This is a genomic window from Streptomyces sp. NPDC001822 (genome assembly GCF_042892135.1).
In the GTDB taxonomy this organism is placed as follows: Bacteria; Actinomycetota; Actinomycetes; order Streptomycetales; family Streptomycetaceae; genus Streptomyces.
Genome location: NZ_JBIATW010000009.1, coordinates 42,928 through 56,270, shown reverse-complemented (window position 1 = coordinate 56,270; position 13,343 = coordinate 42,928). Strand labels below are relative to the sequence as shown.

Genomic DNA, 13,343 nt, shown 5'->3' with positions numbered 1-13,343 from the left:
ATGGCAGATGTCCTCACTCAGGGTCCGCGCCCTGGTTCGACGTGACCGGCGACGAGAGTCTCCTGGCTTCCGGATCCGCGGGTCCTCCGGCCTTCCAGCCCGCGGTGGCGGGCCGTGACTTCCGTGTGGAGGACTGCTCCCCGGTGACAGTGGCGGGACCGCGCCGGATTCGCACCGGCTTCCTCTTCTGCCGCCGTAAATGGCTCCGGCAGTCCACCACGCCCCGTGAAGGCCCGTCAACCTGCTGTTGACCTGCGAGGCTTCAGTGTGGCCGGACGCACACCGGGCCGGACACACACACGGTGTGTCCGGCCCGGAGGGGTGCCCGAGGGGGTCAGGCGACGATCAGGTAGATCCCGTACGCGACCGCCGCCGCGCACACGGCGAAGCAGGCGTACGCGCCGGTGCGCGCCAGGGCGTGGGAACCGCCGCCGCCCTGGCCCGTCCGCACCTGCTTGGCCAGGCCGGTGATGCCGAGGGTGAAGAGGCCGACGAGCGCGACGGTGACCACGAGGCTGATCCCGAAGACGGAGGCGAGAGCCGCCCAGTCGATTTTCATGCGGATGCGTCCTTACACCGTGGCCGGCCGGGCCGGGTCGGCCTGGGTGTCCGGGGCGGGGATGGTGGTCTTGAGTTCCGGGACGGGCACACCCGCGGGCGGCGGGGTGACGGCCGCGATGGCCGTCGTGACGACACCGGCGGGCTCCTCGGCGGCCTCGTCGGCCGCGTTGACGTTGGTGTGGTCGACCGGCTTGCGCCGCGAGAGCATCCAGATCGCGCCGGAACCCGCGACCAGCAGGGCGGCCGTCACGGCGACTCCCCAGGAGCCCTGCTTGGTCAGCAGCTCGGCGCCCGCGCCGACCACACCGGCGGCCGGCAGGGTCAGGCCCCAGGCGACGAACATCCGGGTGGCGGTGGACCAGCGGACCACACCCCCCTTGCGTCCGAGCCCCGCACCCATGACCGCACCGGAGACGGACTGCGTGGTGGAGAGGGAGAACCCGAGGTGCGAGGAGGCCAGGATGACCGTGGCCGCGCTGGTCTGGGCGGCGAAGCCCTGCGGCGGCCGGAGCTGGGTGAGTCCGCTGCCCATGGTGCGGATGATGCGCCAGCCGCCGAGGTAGGTGCCCAGGGCGATGGCGATACCGGCCGCGGTGATGACCCAGACCGGGGGGTTCGAACCGGGGGCGAGGACGCCGCCGGTGACCAGGGCCAGGGTGATGATGCCCATGGTCTTCTGCGCGTCGTTGGTGCCGTGGGCGAGCGAGACCAGACCGGCGGAGGCGATCTGCCCGGCCCGGTATCCCTTGGCGGTCGACTTCAGCTGTGCCTCGTCGGTGATCTTCCGGTTGAGGCGGTACGTCAGCTTCGTCGCCAGCAGCGCGGCGATACCGGCGACGAGCGGCGCGGCGACCGCGGGCAGCAGGACCTTCGTGACGACGGTGCCGCCGTTGATCGAGGACCAGCCGGCCGACGTCACCGCGGCGCCGATGAGGCCGCCGAAGAGTGCGTGGGAGGAACTGGAGGGCAGGCCGACCAGCCAGGTCAGCAGATTCCACAGGATGGCGCCGACGAGCGCGGCGAAGATGACCTCGGTTCTGAGGCCGTCCTCGCTGACGATCCCGCCGGAGATCGTCTTGGCGACCTCCACCGAGAGGAACGCGCCGACGAGGTTGAGAACGGCGGACATGGCCACCGCTGTCTTGGGCTTGAGGGCGCCGGTCGAGATGGTCGTGGCCATCGCGTTGGCGGTGTCGTGGAAACCGTTCGTGAAATCGAACACGAGAGCTGTCACGATCACAATCGCGAGCAGCAGCGTGATGTGTTCCATTTACCCAGGCAATCGTTCGACGTCATTGGCACGTGGAACGTAAGCAACCTTGGTGAACGGAAGGTGAACTGGGCAGGGCGGCGTGGTGACCCCAAGCGTGCGCGGCGGTTCCGCTTGTGTGCGTGCGAGGCGGGCCGAGCGGCCGTCGCCGTTGCGGCGCCCGGCCTCCGGCCGGTTCGGATGATCCCGTAACGCCCGGTTTGCCCCGTAGAGGAGACATCGGTCACGCGCACCCCGCGGGTCCTAGGATCTGCGCATGAACGACGGCCATCAGGACGCGATCGGACAGGCATGGGGCGGCGTCGTCGCGACGGCGCGCAGGACGGCGGCCGAGGGGCTGGTCGTCGGCACCTCGGGCAACGTGTCGGCGCGGGTCGGCGACATCGTCCTGGTCACCCCCAGCGGAGTGCCCTACGACCGGCTGGGACCGGGGGACGCGGTCGGCGTCGACCTCGCGGGACGCCAGGTCCTCGGGGACCTCGTCCCGACCAGCGAACTCCCCCTGCACCTCGCCGTGTACCGCGAGACCGCCGCGGCCGCCGTCGTCCACACCCACGCCGTGCACGCGACCGCGGTCTCCACGCTCGTGACCGAGGTGCCGCTCGTCCACTACGCCGCGGCCATGCTCGGCGGCCCGGTCCGCACGGCCCCCTACGCGCGCTACGGCACGCCGGAACTGGCCGGTCACATGCTGGAGGCCCTGCGTGACCGTACGGGCTGCCTGCTGCGCAACCACGGGACCGTGACGTACGGGGACACCCTGGACCAGGCCTACGACCGCACCGCCCAGCTCGAATGGATGTGCAGGCTCTGGCTCACCGCGAGCTCCGTGCCCGGCCGCCGCCCGAGCCTGCTCACCCCCGCCCAGCTGGACGACGTGCGCACCGCCCTGGAGGGATACGGCCAGCCGGGCTGACCCCGGACCGCGCACCGTACGGACGCCGCCCACTGGCAGCACTCCCCGAGGCCCGGGAGACTGAAGCCGTGCGCCCGGCAACAGCAGCGGCAGCGGCCGCCACCACGATCCTCGGAGTCGGCGCGGCAGCGGTCGCCGCCGGCCGGTACGCGAGCGACACCGCCCTCGGGGCCCCGTCGCAGCCGCGTCCGTTCCCCGCCGACCGCCGGATGACCGTGCACGCCACGGCGGCCGGGCAGGTGACACTGACCCGGTCCTTCGCGGCGCTGCGTCCCGGTGTCTACGGCCTGACCGCACGCGACGTCCACGCGGTCGTGGGCCCGGTCGTCGGCCAGACGGCCGACGGCTCGGCGGACACCGTCGTACGGCGGCTCGAACGTGTGAACCTCGGCAGCCTGAAACCGGGCGCCCGGGTCCGCCTCACCCCCGAGATCCACCGCGGTGATCCGCTCGCCGCCCTCGGCCTCGCCTTCAAGGAGGTCGAGGTCCCCGGAGAGCTCGGCGCCCTGCCGGCCTGGTTCGTCCCCGGCGCCCGCGACACCTGGGTCATCACGGTCCACGGCCTCGGCACCACGCGGGAGCACCCGCTGAACGTCCTGGGCTTCCTCCACGCCCAGCAGCTGCCCGTGCTCGACCTCGCCTACCGGGGCGACCCCGGGGCCCCACGCTCCCCCGACGGCCTCGGGCACCTCGGCGAATCCGAGTGGCGCGACCTCGACGCCGCCATCCGCTACGCCGTGCGCTACGGGGCCGAGAGCGTCATCCTGCACGGCTGGTCCTCGGGCGCCTCGATGGCCCTGCACGCGGCCGTCAACTCCGCCCTCCGCGACCGGATCCGCGGCCTCGTGCTCGACTCCCCGGTGCTGGACTGGCGGACCACCCTGCGCGCCCTCGCGACCTCCCGGGGCGTCCCCGCCGCGCTGCTGCCGCTCGCCGTCCGGGCGGCCCAGGGCCAGACCGGCCTCCGCGGGGCCCCGCTGCTGCACACCTCGGTGCCCTCCGCCCTGCACTGCCCGGCCCTCGTCGTGCACGGCCCCGACGACACCCTCGCGCCCTGGCGGCCGTCGCGGGAGCTCGCCGCCCGCCGCCCCGACCTGGTGACCCTGCACTCCGTGGCGCAGGCTCCGCATGCGGCGATGTGGAACGCGGACCCGGCCGGTTACGAGGAGGCGCTCCGGCGCTTCCTCACGCCCCTGATGTGAGCTGATGGGCCGGAACGGCCCGGTTGGTGACCCCGTCGCAAAGCCTCCCGAACCCCGGCCGTGCGGCTTCCGTTTGGGCTTTCGGCCCGTCAGAGGCAAGACTGCTCCCGTGACGTCCCGTACCCCGCGCGACTCCAGGCTGCGACTTGTCCGCCCGCGACCCCAGGCGACCGCCCGCAAGGCAGTGACGACCCGGCGCACCAGGCCGGCCCCCCGCCCGCCCGAGGGCACACCGCCCCCGGCGGAGCTGGCGCGGCAGGCCCGGGCCGTGCTCGCCGACGCCGTACGGATCGCCCTGTGGGCGGCCGGCGGCGCGAGCCCCGGAACCGCTCCGCTCGCCCCGGGCGCCCTCGAACGCGCCTCGGCCGCGCTGGAGCTCTCCCCGGACCACGTGCGGGCCGGATGGGACCGTGCGAGGCTCGCCGGACTCATCGAGCTCCACGGCGACACCGCGCGCCCCGGCTGGCGGCTGCGCGCGTGGGACCGTGACGACTCCGCCGTGCTGCGCGGCTGGGTCGCGCTCTTCGACGCATGGTCGCTCGTCCACGCCTCGCCCGACGGCATCGAGGCCACCGCCGTGGCGGAGGCCGTCGAGGCCGTGCCCCAGGTCCTCTCCCTCCTCCAGCTCTCGGCCGGCCCCGTCACCGTGCCCGCGCTCCTCGACCTGCTGGGCCAGCGGGTCGCCGAACTCCACGACGAACGGTGCGAGGTGCCGTCCGGCCCGCCGGAGCAGCCCGCCCCCGCCGACGGGAGCCCGACCGAGCTGAACGCACTGCTGCTCGACTGGGCCCTGGAAGGGCTCGCCTCCGTCGGCGCGCTCACCCTCGGCGCCGGACACGCCACCCTGACCCCCCTGGGCAACTGGGCGGTCTGGGTGAAGCTGGAGCAGATCTGCGTCGCCGCCCAGAGCCCGGCCGGCAACATCGAGCAGTCCGCCGCCGACATGCTGCTCGGCTGCGCGCGGCTCACTCCCGGACCGGCCCGCGCCGAGTACAGGGCCTGGCTCGCCGCGCGGACGGTCGGCAGCGCCGTCACCGAACTCCTGGCCGTCGCCCGGGGCGAGGACGCCCTGCTCCGGGGCCTCGCCTTCGAGGCGCTGCGCGTGGTCGGGGCCCCCGCCGAGCCCGTCGTGCGCTCCGTCGTCACCGAGGCGCCGCTGCGTCCCTACGCGCTCCTGTGGCTCGCCGAGTACGAGGGCTGCGACCCGGACGACGCCCAGGACGTGCTGAGCCGCGAGGAGGCCACCTGGCTCTGGGTCGACACCGCCGCCGCCGTGGCCGACCACGGTGAGACGGGCCTGCTCGTCCGCCACCTCGACTCCGCCGTCCAGGGCACGGTCCCGGCGCTGCTGGACGAGGTGCGGGCCGTGGGACACCCGCGCACCGTCCAGGTGCTGGTCGCCCTGGCGGCCGCCCATCCCGACCCGGCCCTCGCCAAGGCCGTGCGCCGCGCGGCGTTCCAGGTGCACACGGGCGGGGTATGACGGCGGCGGGAGAGCGCTCCGGGGGCGGTCAGCCGGCCGGCCCCGGGGCGTAGGTGCCGAAGCTCCAGACGTTGCCCTCCGGATCCCGGGCCATGTAGTCCCGCGATCCGTAGTCCTGGTCGGTGGGCGGCATCAGGATCTCCACACCGTGCTCCACCGCCCGCGCGTGGTGCTCGTCCACCTCGTCGAGCACGACGTACACCCCGGCGGGGCCGGCGCCGGCCATCGCCGAGGCGAAGACGCCCTCCCGCCCCTTGGAGCCGAGCATCACCCTGCCGTTGCCGCAGGCCAGCTCGGCGTGGACCACGCTCCCGTCCTCGCCCTCGTACACCGCCTCGGCCGTGAATCCCAAGGCCGTGATGAGCACCTCGATCGCAGCCTTCGCGTCGTCGTAGAGAATCGTCGGGTACACCGTGGGAACACCGTCCGCGCGTGCCATTCGGCTCGCCCTCCTCCTGCTCGTCCGCACCGTATCGATGTGATCTGCGTCTCAGTCTTCCACCCGGCACCGACAACCGGCCGTCGGCGGGCGTCCGCGTCGGCCGAAGGTGTCGCACCGGCCCGGGTCCCGCGTGCGGAAACCCGTGGTGAACCACTGCCGCCGCTGTGCCGACGACACGTGCCCGTCCAGGACTCCGGGTCCACGCCGCCCCGGAACCGCTCCCGGACGGAGCCGGGAGGGGCCGGGAGCATGCGGAGAACCAGGCCGGCACCGCCAGTAGACTGAGTCCCATGGCAATTCTCCTTGTGCATTAGACGGCGTCGAGTCGTGAGCCCGCTGTCCCTCCGCCGTCCATACCGCCCTGGAGTATTTCCGTGATCACCGCCTCCGGCATCGAGCTGCGCGCCGGCGCCCGCATCCTCATCGAGTCCGCCTCCTTCCGTATCGCCAAGGGCGACCGCATCGGCCTCGTCGGGCGCAACGGCGCCGGCAAGACCACCCTGACCAAGTGCCTGGCGGGGGAGGGGACCCCGGCCGGCGGCACCATCACGAGGGGCGGCGAGGTCGGCTACCTCCCGCAGGACCCCCGCACCGGCGACCTCGACGTCCTGGCCCGCGACCGCATCCTCTCGGCCCGCGGGCTCGACGAGATCCTGCGCAAGATGCGGGAGAACGAGGAGCGGATGTCGACCGGCAAGGGCGCCACCCGCGAGAAGGCCATGAAGCGGTACGAGCGCCTGGAGACGGAGTTCCTCACCAAGGGCGGATACGCCGCCGAGGCCGAGGCCGCCACCATCGCCGCCGCGCTCAGCCTGCCCGACCGGGTGCTCGGCCAGCCCCTGCACACCCTGTCCGGTGGTCAGCGCCGCCGTGTCGAGCTCGCCCGGATCCTCTTCTCGGACGCCGACACCCTGCTCCTCGACGAGCCCACCAACCACTTGGACGCGGACTCGATCGTCTGGCTGCGCGACTACCTCAAGACCTACCGCGGCGGCTTCGTCGTGATCTCCCACGACGTCGAACTCGTCGAGACGGTGGTCAACAAGGTGTTCTACCTGGACGCCAACCGCGCCCAGATCGACATCTACAACATGGGCTGGAAGCTCTACCAGCAGCAGCGCGAGGCCGACGAGAAGCGCCGCAAGCGCGAGCGCCAGAACGCCGAGAAGAAGGCCGCGACCCTCAACGCCCAGGCCGACAAGATGCGCGCGAAGGCGACCAAGACCGTCGCCGCCCAGAACATGGCCAAGCGGGCGGACCGCCTGCTCGCCGGCCTGGAGGCCGTGCGGGTCTCGGACAAGGTCGCCAAGCTGCGCTTCCCCGATCCCTCCCCCTGCGGCAAGACCCCGCTGATGGCGGAGGGCCTGTCCAAGTCCTACGGGTCGCTCGAGATCTTCACCGATGTGGACCTCGCCATCGACAAGGGCTCCCGGGTCGTCATCCTCGGCCTCAACGGTGCGGGCAAGACCACCCTGCTGCGTCTCCTCGGCGGCGCGGAGAAGCCCGACACCGGCGAGATCATCGAGGGGCACGGCCTCAAGCTCGGCTACTACGCGCAGGAGCACGAGACCCTCGACCCCGAGCGCACCGTCCTGGAGAACATGCGCTCCGCGGCACCCGACCTCGACCTCGTCGACGTCCGCAAGACGCTCGGTTCGTTCCTGTTCTCGGGCGACGACGTGGACAAGCCCGCCGGCGTGCTCTCCGGTGGTGAGAAGACCCGGCTCGCCCTGGCGACGCTGGTCGTCTCGTCCGCCAACGTGCTGCTGCTCGACGAGCCCACGAACAACCTCGACCCCGCCAGCCGCGAGGAGATCCTCGGGGCGCTGCGCACCTACAAGGGCGCCGTCGTCCTCGTCACCCACGACGAGGGCGCCGTCGAGGCGCTCCAGCCGGAGCGGATCATCCTGCTGCCCGACGGGGTCGAGGACCTCTGGGGCGCCGACTACCGGGACCTGGTCGCCCTCGCCTGACCACCCCGAAGCCCCCTCGGTACCCGGTGATCCAACCCGTATCGATCATTCGGCCCATCGGTGATCCATCATCTGGATGAGCGCGTCTCATACCCCGGCGCGGCGCCCGGCAGATAGCTGCCGGGCGCACTGGTTTTCGGCCATTCACCCCGTACGGCCCTGACCTGCCCGTTTCTCGGATTTCCGGTCACGGCAGGCCGGGAACCCCGCTGGAATGCTGAAATCCGCTTGTGGTCGCGCGCGCCCGGGCGCGGAATCCCGCGCACGGACCTTGCCGAATGGGTGGCCAGGAAGCGCGGTAGGGGTGATCATGAGAAGTCCAGAGCGCACTTCCTTGAGGAGGCACGGGTGGCCGAGACTCTGAAGAAGGGCAGCCGGGTTACCGGCGCCGCGCGTGACAAGCTCGCGGCAGACCTGAAGAAGAAGTACGACTCCGGTGCGAGCATCAGGGCGCTGGCCGAGGAAACCGGCCGCTCCTACGGGTTCGTCCACCGGATGCTGAGTGAGTCCGGAGTGACGCTGCGGGGACGCGGCGGCGCGACACGAGGCAAGAAGGCCGCTTCGGCCTGAGGGCCGTCGGCGGTTCGGGGGGCGGGCACGCGCCCGCCCCGGAGCTTCACCGGAACATCGGGTGACCACCCGGCCGGCCAGCGGGTCGGCCGGGTGGTTACTGTTCAGTTACTTGCCAGTAAGTGCTGACTGCACCCGATCCGGAGGCCTTCCATGACCTCGCTCGACCCTGTGTTCGACAAGGACGGCGTACGGCTCACCGTCGATGACGCGGTTGCCACCGTGACGCTCACCAACCCGGCCAAGCGCAACGCCCAGTCTCCCGCTCTGTGGCGGGCGTTGGCAGAGGCCGGACGAGCGCTCCCCGGCAGCGTGCGGGTCGTGGTGCTCCGAGGCGAGGGCAAGTCCTTCTCCGCGGGCCTCGACCGGCAGGCGTTCACGCCCGAGGGCTTCGACGGCGAGCCGTCCTTCCTCGACATGGCGCGAGGCCCGGAGGCGGAACTCGACGCGACCATCGCCGAGTACCAGGAGGCGTTCACCTGGTGGCGCCGCAACGACATCGTGTCGATCGCGGCCGTCCAGGGCCATTCCATCGGTGCCGGCTTCCAGCTCGCCCTCGCCTGTGATCTGCGGATCGTCGCCGAGGACGTGCAGTTCGCCATGCGTGAGACCAGCCTGGGACTCGTCCCCGACCTCACGGGTTCGCACCCCCTGGTGCACCTCGTGGGATACGCCCGCGCGCTCGAGATCTGCGCGACGGGCCGCTTCGTCCACGCCGAGGAGGCCGAGCGCATCGGCCTCGCCAACTACGTGGCCCCCTCCGACCAGTTGGAGGCCGCCGCGAACGACCTCGCCGCGGCGCTGCTCGCCGCGCCGCGCGACGCCGTCGTCGAGACCAAGGCGCTGCTGAGCGGCGCCGTCACGCGGACCTACGAGGAGCAGCGCGTCGCCGAACGTGCGGCGCAGGGCCGCCGGCTGCGCGACCTCGCCGGCCTCTCGGACTGAGCCACCGGTGTGCCCCGGCCCGGGCGGTCCGCCCGGGCCGGGGCACGCTCATTTCCGCTCCACGACCGCGGTGACCAGCACCGACACGGCCGGGTTGCCCTCCACGGCCTCGGCCACCGCCCCGCGCACCACACGAGCCACGTCCAGCGCCCGGTGCTCACCCGCCGTCGCCAGCTCCACGCGGACGTGCCCGGCGCCGGTCTGCACGGGCGGGCCCAGGACCCGCGTCAGCGAGACGACCCCGGGGACCCCGGCGGCGGCTGTCCCGGCGGCCCCCTCCGCTTCCGCCGCGTGCAGATCGACGGGGGGCGCGACCGCCGGTCCCGGTTCCTCCTCCAGCAGGTCCGTCACGCGCAGGTCGACCTGGTCCACGACGAGCCCGAGGCGCCGGGCGGCAGCCGACAGCAGCGCCTCGCGCAAGGTGTCCGCGGTCGCGGTGAGCGGCCGCCCGGCCGTGGCGGAGAACCCGGCCTCGATCCGCAGAGGGCCGTGCGGCAGGGCGCCGGGGGGACCGGGTACCGGGGACGGGCGGTGCGGTTCCTCCGGGCCGGCGGAGTCGATCCTCAGCACCCCCAGCACCGCTCCCGAACCGGACGAGGCGTCCCGGAGCACCGCCGCCGCCGCGCGCTCGGCGATCCACGAACCGTCGGCGGGCCCGCCCAGAGGGAGCAACCGGCCCAGGCCGAGCCGCTGGCGTACCGCGGCGGTCCATCCTTCGGCCCTTCGGGGGCTGTCAGCCGTTGTCATTGCTCCACCCTGCCCCATCCATGGCGCGGGACGGCGTAAGCGCACTTACTGTGGGCCACGGAAGTTCACCCCCTGTCCCGAAGGGAAGAGCGGCGATGACCGAGACCCCACAGCGGAACCGGCCCGACAGCCCCGGAAGCACGTCCGGCGGGGACGAGGGAGGGCAGAGCCAGTTCGCCAAGCGCGGCGGAGGGGCCCCGGCCACCCGGGGCCGCACCACGATCGCCGACGGTGTGGTCGAGAAGATCGCCGGTCTGGCGGCACGGGACGTGGTCGGCGTCCACGCGATGGGAAGCGGCCTCTCCCGGACGTTCGGCGCCATGCGCGACCGCGTCCCCGGCGGCGGCAAGTCGGTCACCCGCGGCGTGAAGGCCGAGGTCGGGGAGTCGCAGACCGCGCTCGACCTGGAGATCGTCGTCGACTACGGCGTGTCGATCAGGGACGTGGCCCGTGAGGTGCGGGAGAACGTCATCGCGGCGGTCGAGCGGATGACCGGCCTGGAGGTCGTCGAGGTCAACATCGCCGTCAGCGACGTCAAGCTGCCGGACGAGGAGGACGAGGACGAGCCCGAGCCACGACTCCAGTAGACCTCCCGCGCGGCAGTTGAGGAGCACACGATGAGCATGGCTGTGGCCGGCCTCCTGGCCGGCATGGCTCTCGGGTTCGCCGGATACTTCGGCGGTTTCGGGGCCTTTCTGCTGGTGGCGGCCCTCGGGGCGATCGGTTTCATCGCCGGTCGCTTCGCGGACGGCGACCTGGAACCCGGCGACTTCTTCCGGAGTCGCGATCGCGGCGACCGGCGACGGTGACGGCGGTGACAGGCCGGGTCGCCGCCGCCGAGCGTGGGGAGACCCGGGTCGCCGACCGGGTCGTCGCGAAGATCGCCGCGCAGGCGGCGAAGGAGGCCGTGGACGTGCGCCCCACGGGCGCGGCCGGGCCACGCGCCACCGTCACGGTGCACCGCGACACCGCCCGGGTGCGGGTGAGCCTCGACCTCGGTTACCCCTGCGACATCGGCCGCCAGTGCGGCGCGGTGCGTCGGCGGGTGGCCGAGCGGGTAAGAGCACTGGCGGGAATGGAGGTGCCCGAAGTGGCGGTGCAGGTCGAGCGGCTGCATCTGCAGGGAGCGGGCACCGCACCGGAGGGGAGCACCCGATGAGCGAGCCCCAGGACCCGGAGAACAGCACGCAGCGCCTGCCCACGGTCGAGCAGGGGCGGGACGGCGGCGTGCTCGCCATGGACCAGTCCGCCTCCGGCTCCTCCTACGAACCCGCCGCCGGACCCGAACGGCAGGGCGGCCGGGCGGGCCGTTTCTGGGCCCAGCGCAGGGTCCCCGCCGTCCTCGTGGCGCTGGTCGTCCTCGGAGGCGCCGGAATCCTGCTCTACGACATCGCGGCGGTACGGGCCGGCCATCCGGCCATGCAGTGGCGGCGCACGGTGGCAGACGACCTGGCGAGCCGTCACCTCGACGACGTATGGGTGCTGGCGGGCTCCGCCCTCGCGGCCGCCCTGGGGCTATGGCTGCTCCTCCTGGCCCTCACACCCGGTCTCCGCGGGCTGCTGCCGATGCGCCGCGAGCACGAGGGCGTCCGGGCCGGGCTCGACCGGAAGGCCGCCGCGCTGGTGCTGCGCGACCGGGCCGTCGAGGTGGCCGGTGTCCAGTCCGTGCGGGTGAGGATGAAGCGCCGCAAGGCCGCCGTGCGCGCGCTGTCGCACTTCCGCGAACTCGACGACGTCCGGGCCGACCTCGACATCGTCCTGGGCCGGGCCGTCCATGACCTCGGCCTGTCCCGGGAGCCCGGTCTGTCCGTCCGTGTCCGCCGGCCCGCGAAGAAGGGGTGAAGCGCGTGATCGGGAAGACCAACCGCGTCCTGACCGGCCTGGCCGGACTCGTCCTCGTCGTCGTCGGCGGGGGTGTCCTCGTCGCGGGGCTCGGCCTCTCGCTGCCGTCCTGGTGGCCGTACGACGGCAGGAACGACGTACTGCTGAGCCGGGAGGACCGCTACCGGTGGCGGGACGAGGGGTGGTGGTGGCCGACCGTGATCGCGGTCCTCGCCGTCCTGGTGCTCCTCGCCCTGTGGTGGCTGCTGGCCCAGCTGCGCCGCGGACGCCTCGCCGAGATCCTCGTGGACAGCGGTGACGGCGAGGGCGCGCTGCTGCGCGGCAGGGCGCTGGAAGGCGTCCTGGGCGGCGAGGCGGCATCGCTGGACGGGGTGTCCGACGCCAAGGTGACGCTGACCGGCCGGCGGACCGCCCCGCGGGCCCGGCTCCGGCTGCTGCTGGAGCCGCACGCGGCTCCGGGGCCGACGCTGCGGAGCATCTCCGAAGGAGCCCTCGCCCACGCCCGGGCCTCCGCCGGACTGGGCGAACTCCCCGCCGAGGTCCGGCTCAAGGCCGTCAAACACCGTGCGGAACGGGTCAGCTGACGTGCCGCCGGCGTGGGCCCGGCGGAGGCCGGACCCACGGGCGGGCGGCGTCAGAAGCCGTGCCGGGCGCCGCCGTCGACGGGCACCATGATGCCCGTCAGATAGGAGGCGGCGGGGGAGAGCAGGAAGGCCGAGGTCCTTCCGAACTCCTCCGGGGTGCCGTAGCGGCGCAGGGGGATGCGCGCCTCGTTGGCCGTGCGGGCGGCCTCCGCGTCGCCCGACAGGGCGTCCAGCTCGCGCACCCGGTCCGTGTCGATCCGGGACGGCAGCACACCGACGACCCGGATGCCGCGCGGGCCCAGCTCGTCGGCCAGGGACTTGGCGAATCCGGCGAGGCCGGGGCGCAGTCCGTTCGAGATGGTCAGGCCGGCGATCGGTTCGTGCACCGATCCGGACAGGACGAAGCCGATGACACCGCCCTCGCCGAGCGCCTCGGCCGCGGTGCGCGCCAGGCGCACGGCACCGAGGAAGACGGACTCGAAGGCGGTCTGCCACTGGTCGTCCGTGTTGTCGGCGACGAAGCCGGGCGCGGGGCCGCCGACGCTGATGAGTATGCCGTCCAGCCTGCCGAAGCGTTCCTTCGCCGTCTCCACCAGGCGCCGTGCCGCGTCCGGCTCGGCGTTGTCGGCGACGACCCCGGCCACGTCGGGCCCGAGTGCGGCGGCCGCCCCGGCGACGCTCTTCTCCTCCCGGCCGGAGATGACCAGCTTCGCGCCGTCTGCGGCCAGTGCCTGTGCGGTGGCGTTGCCCAGCCCACGTGTCGCGCCGGTGACGATGTAGACGCGGTCCTTCAGTCCAAGATCCATGC

16 protein-coding genes, 1 pseudogene and 1 riboswitch are annotated in these 13,343 nt (G+C 73.1%); of the genes and pseudogenes, 11 read left to right on the top strand and 6 right to left on the bottom strand.

Annotated features, from left to right (window positions below):
- Nucleotides 1–34: 34 nt before the first annotated feature.
- Nucleotides 35–230, bottom strand: a riboswitch (cobalamin riboswitch).
- 104 nt (nucleotides 231–334) lie between these two features.
- Together ACFYY2_RS21490 and ACFYY2_RS21485 are read right to left on the bottom strand one after the other, a co-directional pair.
- Nucleotides 335–559, bottom strand: a complete 225-nt coding sequence (locus ACFYY2_RS21490; protein WP_388745208.1) for a hypothetical protein — start codon at nucleotides 557–559, stop codon at nucleotides 335–337.
- A gap of 12 nt (nucleotides 560–571) precedes the next feature.
- On the bottom strand, nucleotides 572–1,831 hold the full coding sequence (locus tag ACFYY2_RS21485; protein ID WP_388745206.1) for an anion permease: 1,260 nt from the start codon (nucleotides 1,829–1,831) through the stop codon (nucleotides 572–574).
- A gap of 256 nt (nucleotides 1,832–2,087) precedes the next feature.
- On the opposite strand from ACFYY2_RS21485, the gene ACFYY2_RS21480 reads away from it, so the two are divergent.
- The 3 genes from ACFYY2_RS21480 to ACFYY2_RS21470 all read left to right on the top strand — a co-directional run bounded on the left by ACFYY2_RS21480 (nucleotide 2,088) and on the right by ACFYY2_RS21470 (nucleotide 5,432).
- Nucleotides 2,088–2,747 carry a class II aldolase/adducin family protein gene (locus ACFYY2_RS21480; protein ID WP_388745204.1) on the top strand — a complete coding sequence of 220 codons (660 nt, stop codon included), beginning with the start codon at nucleotides 2,088–2,090 and terminating at the stop codon, nucleotides 2,745–2,747.
- A gap of 68 nt (nucleotides 2,748–2,815) precedes the next feature.
- Nucleotides 2,816–3,949, top strand: coding sequence for an alpha/beta hydrolase (locus tag ACFYY2_RS21475; RefSeq protein WP_388745202.1), 1,134 nt, complete (start codon nucleotides 2,816–2,818; stop codon nucleotides 3,947–3,949).
- A gap of 184 nt (nucleotides 3,950–4,133) precedes the next feature.
- Entirely contained in the window at nucleotides 4,134–5,432 is a 1,299-nt protein-coding gene (locus tag ACFYY2_RS21470) for a hypothetical protein (RefSeq protein ID WP_388745567.1), read from the top strand.
- A gap of 28 nt (nucleotides 5,433–5,460) precedes the next feature.
- On the opposite strand, the gene ACFYY2_RS21465 is transcribed toward ACFYY2_RS21470, so the two are convergent.
- A complete protein-coding gene (locus tag ACFYY2_RS21465; protein ID WP_388745200.1) occupies nucleotides 5,461–5,871 on the bottom strand; it encodes a VOC family protein in 411 nt (136 codons plus the stop codon).
- Nucleotides 5,872–5,922: 51 nt separating this feature from the next.
- Nucleotides 5,923–6,101 (bottom strand): annotated as a pseudogene (locus ACFYY2_RS21460) (neutral zinc metallopeptidase); the annotation flags it as partial.
- A gap of 147 nt (nucleotides 6,102–6,248) precedes the next feature.
- Between ACFYY2_RS21460 and ACFYY2_RS21455 the strand changes: the two are divergent.
- From ACFYY2_RS21455 to ACFYY2_RS21445, 3 genes are all read left to right on the top strand, one after another.
- Complete coding sequence (locus ACFYY2_RS21455; RefSeq protein WP_388745198.1) at nucleotides 6,249–7,847, top strand: ABC-F family ATP-binding cassette domain-containing protein; 1,599 nt, start codon at nucleotides 6,249–6,251, stop codon at nucleotides 7,845–7,847.
- Between the two features lie 348 nt (nucleotides 7,848–8,195).
- Nucleotides 8,196–8,417, top strand: a complete 222-nt coding sequence (locus ACFYY2_RS21450) for a helix-turn-helix domain-containing protein (protein ID WP_006123601.1) — start codon at nucleotides 8,196–8,198, stop codon at nucleotides 8,415–8,417.
- Between the two features lie 153 nt (nucleotides 8,418–8,570).
- Nucleotides 8,571–9,362, top strand: coding sequence for an enoyl-CoA hydratase/isomerase family protein (locus ACFYY2_RS21445; RefSeq protein ID WP_388745196.1), 792 nt, complete (start codon nucleotides 8,571–8,573; stop codon nucleotides 9,360–9,362).
- A gap of 48 nt (nucleotides 9,363–9,410) precedes the next feature.
- On the opposite strand, the gene ACFYY2_RS21440 is transcribed toward ACFYY2_RS21445, so the two are convergent.
- On the bottom strand, nucleotides 9,411–10,109 hold the full coding sequence (locus tag ACFYY2_RS21440) for a hypothetical protein (RefSeq protein ID WP_388745194.1): 699 nt from the start codon (nucleotides 10,107–10,109) through the stop codon (nucleotides 9,411–9,413).
- A 95-nt stretch (nucleotides 10,110–10,204) separates the two neighbouring features.
- Between ACFYY2_RS21440 and ACFYY2_RS21435 the strand changes: the two genes are divergently transcribed.
- The 5 genes from ACFYY2_RS21435 to amaP are packed head-to-tail and all read left to right on the top strand — an operon-like array spanning nucleotide 10,205 to nucleotide 12,535.
- Nucleotides 10,205–10,696: an Asp23/Gls24 family envelope stress response protein gene (locus ACFYY2_RS21435; protein ID WP_388745192.1), complete on the top strand. Its 492-nt coding sequence runs from the start codon at nucleotides 10,205–10,207 to the stop codon at nucleotides 10,694–10,696.
- A 30-nt stretch (nucleotides 10,697–10,726) separates the two neighbouring features.
- Entirely contained in the window at nucleotides 10,727–10,918 is a 192-nt protein-coding gene (locus tag ACFYY2_RS21430; protein ID WP_329036125.1) for a hypothetical protein, read from the top strand.
- Nucleotides 10,915–11,268: a hypothetical protein gene (locus ACFYY2_RS21425; protein WP_388745190.1), complete on the top strand. Its 354-nt coding sequence runs from the start codon at nucleotides 10,915–10,917 to the stop codon at nucleotides 11,266–11,268. Before ACFYY2_RS21430 ends, ACFYY2_RS21425 begins: the two co-directional genes overlap by 4 nt.
- Nucleotides 11,265–11,951 (top strand): DUF6286 domain-containing protein, encoded by a 687-nt coding sequence (locus ACFYY2_RS21420; RefSeq protein WP_388745188.1) that lies wholly within the window; start codon nucleotides 11,265–11,267, stop codon nucleotides 11,949–11,951. Before ACFYY2_RS21425 ends, ACFYY2_RS21420 begins: the two co-directional genes overlap by 4 nt.
- A gap of 5 nt (nucleotides 11,952–11,956) precedes the next feature.
- The gene (gene amaP, locus ACFYY2_RS21415) at nucleotides 11,957–12,535 is read left to right on the top strand and encodes an alkaline shock response membrane anchor protein AmaP (RefSeq protein ID WP_388745186.1); all 579 of its coding nucleotides are present in this window, start codon (nucleotides 11,957–11,959) and stop codon (nucleotides 12,533–12,535) included.
- 50 nt (nucleotides 12,536–12,585) lie between these two features.
- Here amaP and ACFYY2_RS21410 read toward each other — a convergent pair whose 3' ends face one another.
- A complete protein-coding gene (locus ACFYY2_RS21410; protein WP_388745184.1) occupies nucleotides 12,586–13,341 on the bottom strand; it encodes an SDR family oxidoreductase in 756 nt (251 codons plus the stop codon).
- Between the last annotated feature and the right edge of the window lie 2 nt (nucleotides 13,342–13,343).

Excerpts from the sequence above, each read along its gene's own strand:
- ACFYY2_RS21490 (WP_388745208.1), bottom strand. The coding sequence starts at position 559 with ATGAAAATCGACTGGGCGGCTCTCGCCTCCGTCTTCGGGATCAGCCTC.
- ACFYY2_RS21485 (WP_388745206.1), bottom strand. The coding sequence starts at position 1,831 with ATGGAACACATCACGCTGCTGCTCGCGATTGTGATCGTGACAGCTCTC.
- ACFYY2_RS21480 (WP_388745204.1), top strand. The coding sequence starts at position 2,088 with ATGAACGACGGCCATCAGGACGCGATCGGACAGGCATGGGGCGGCGTC.
- ACFYY2_RS21465 (WP_388745200.1), bottom strand. The coding sequence starts at position 5,871 with ATGGCACGCGCGGACGGTGTTCCCACGGTGTACCCGACGATTCTCTAC.
- ACFYY2_RS21445 (WP_388745196.1), top strand. The coding sequence starts at position 8,571 with ATGACCTCGCTCGACCCTGTGTTCGACAAGGACGGCGTACGGCTCACC.
- ACFYY2_RS21440 (WP_388745194.1), bottom strand. The coding sequence starts at position 10,109 with ATGACAACGGCTGACAGCCCCCGAAGGGCCGAAGGATGGACCGCCGCG.
- ACFYY2_RS21435 (WP_388745192.1), top strand. The coding sequence starts at position 10,205 with ATGACCGAGACCCCACAGCGGAACCGGCCCGACAGCCCCGGAAGCACG.
- ACFYY2_RS21430 (WP_329036125.1), top strand. The coding sequence starts at position 10,727 with ATGAGCATGGCTGTGGCCGGCCTCCTGGCCGGCATGGCTCTCGGGTTC.
- ACFYY2_RS21420 (WP_388745188.1), top strand. The coding sequence starts at position 11,265 with ATGAGCGAGCCCCAGGACCCGGAGAACAGCACGCAGCGCCTGCCCACG.
- ACFYY2_RS21410 (WP_388745184.1), bottom strand. The coding sequence starts at position 13,341 with ATGGATCTTGGACTGAAGGACCGCGTCTACATCGTCACCGGCGCGACA.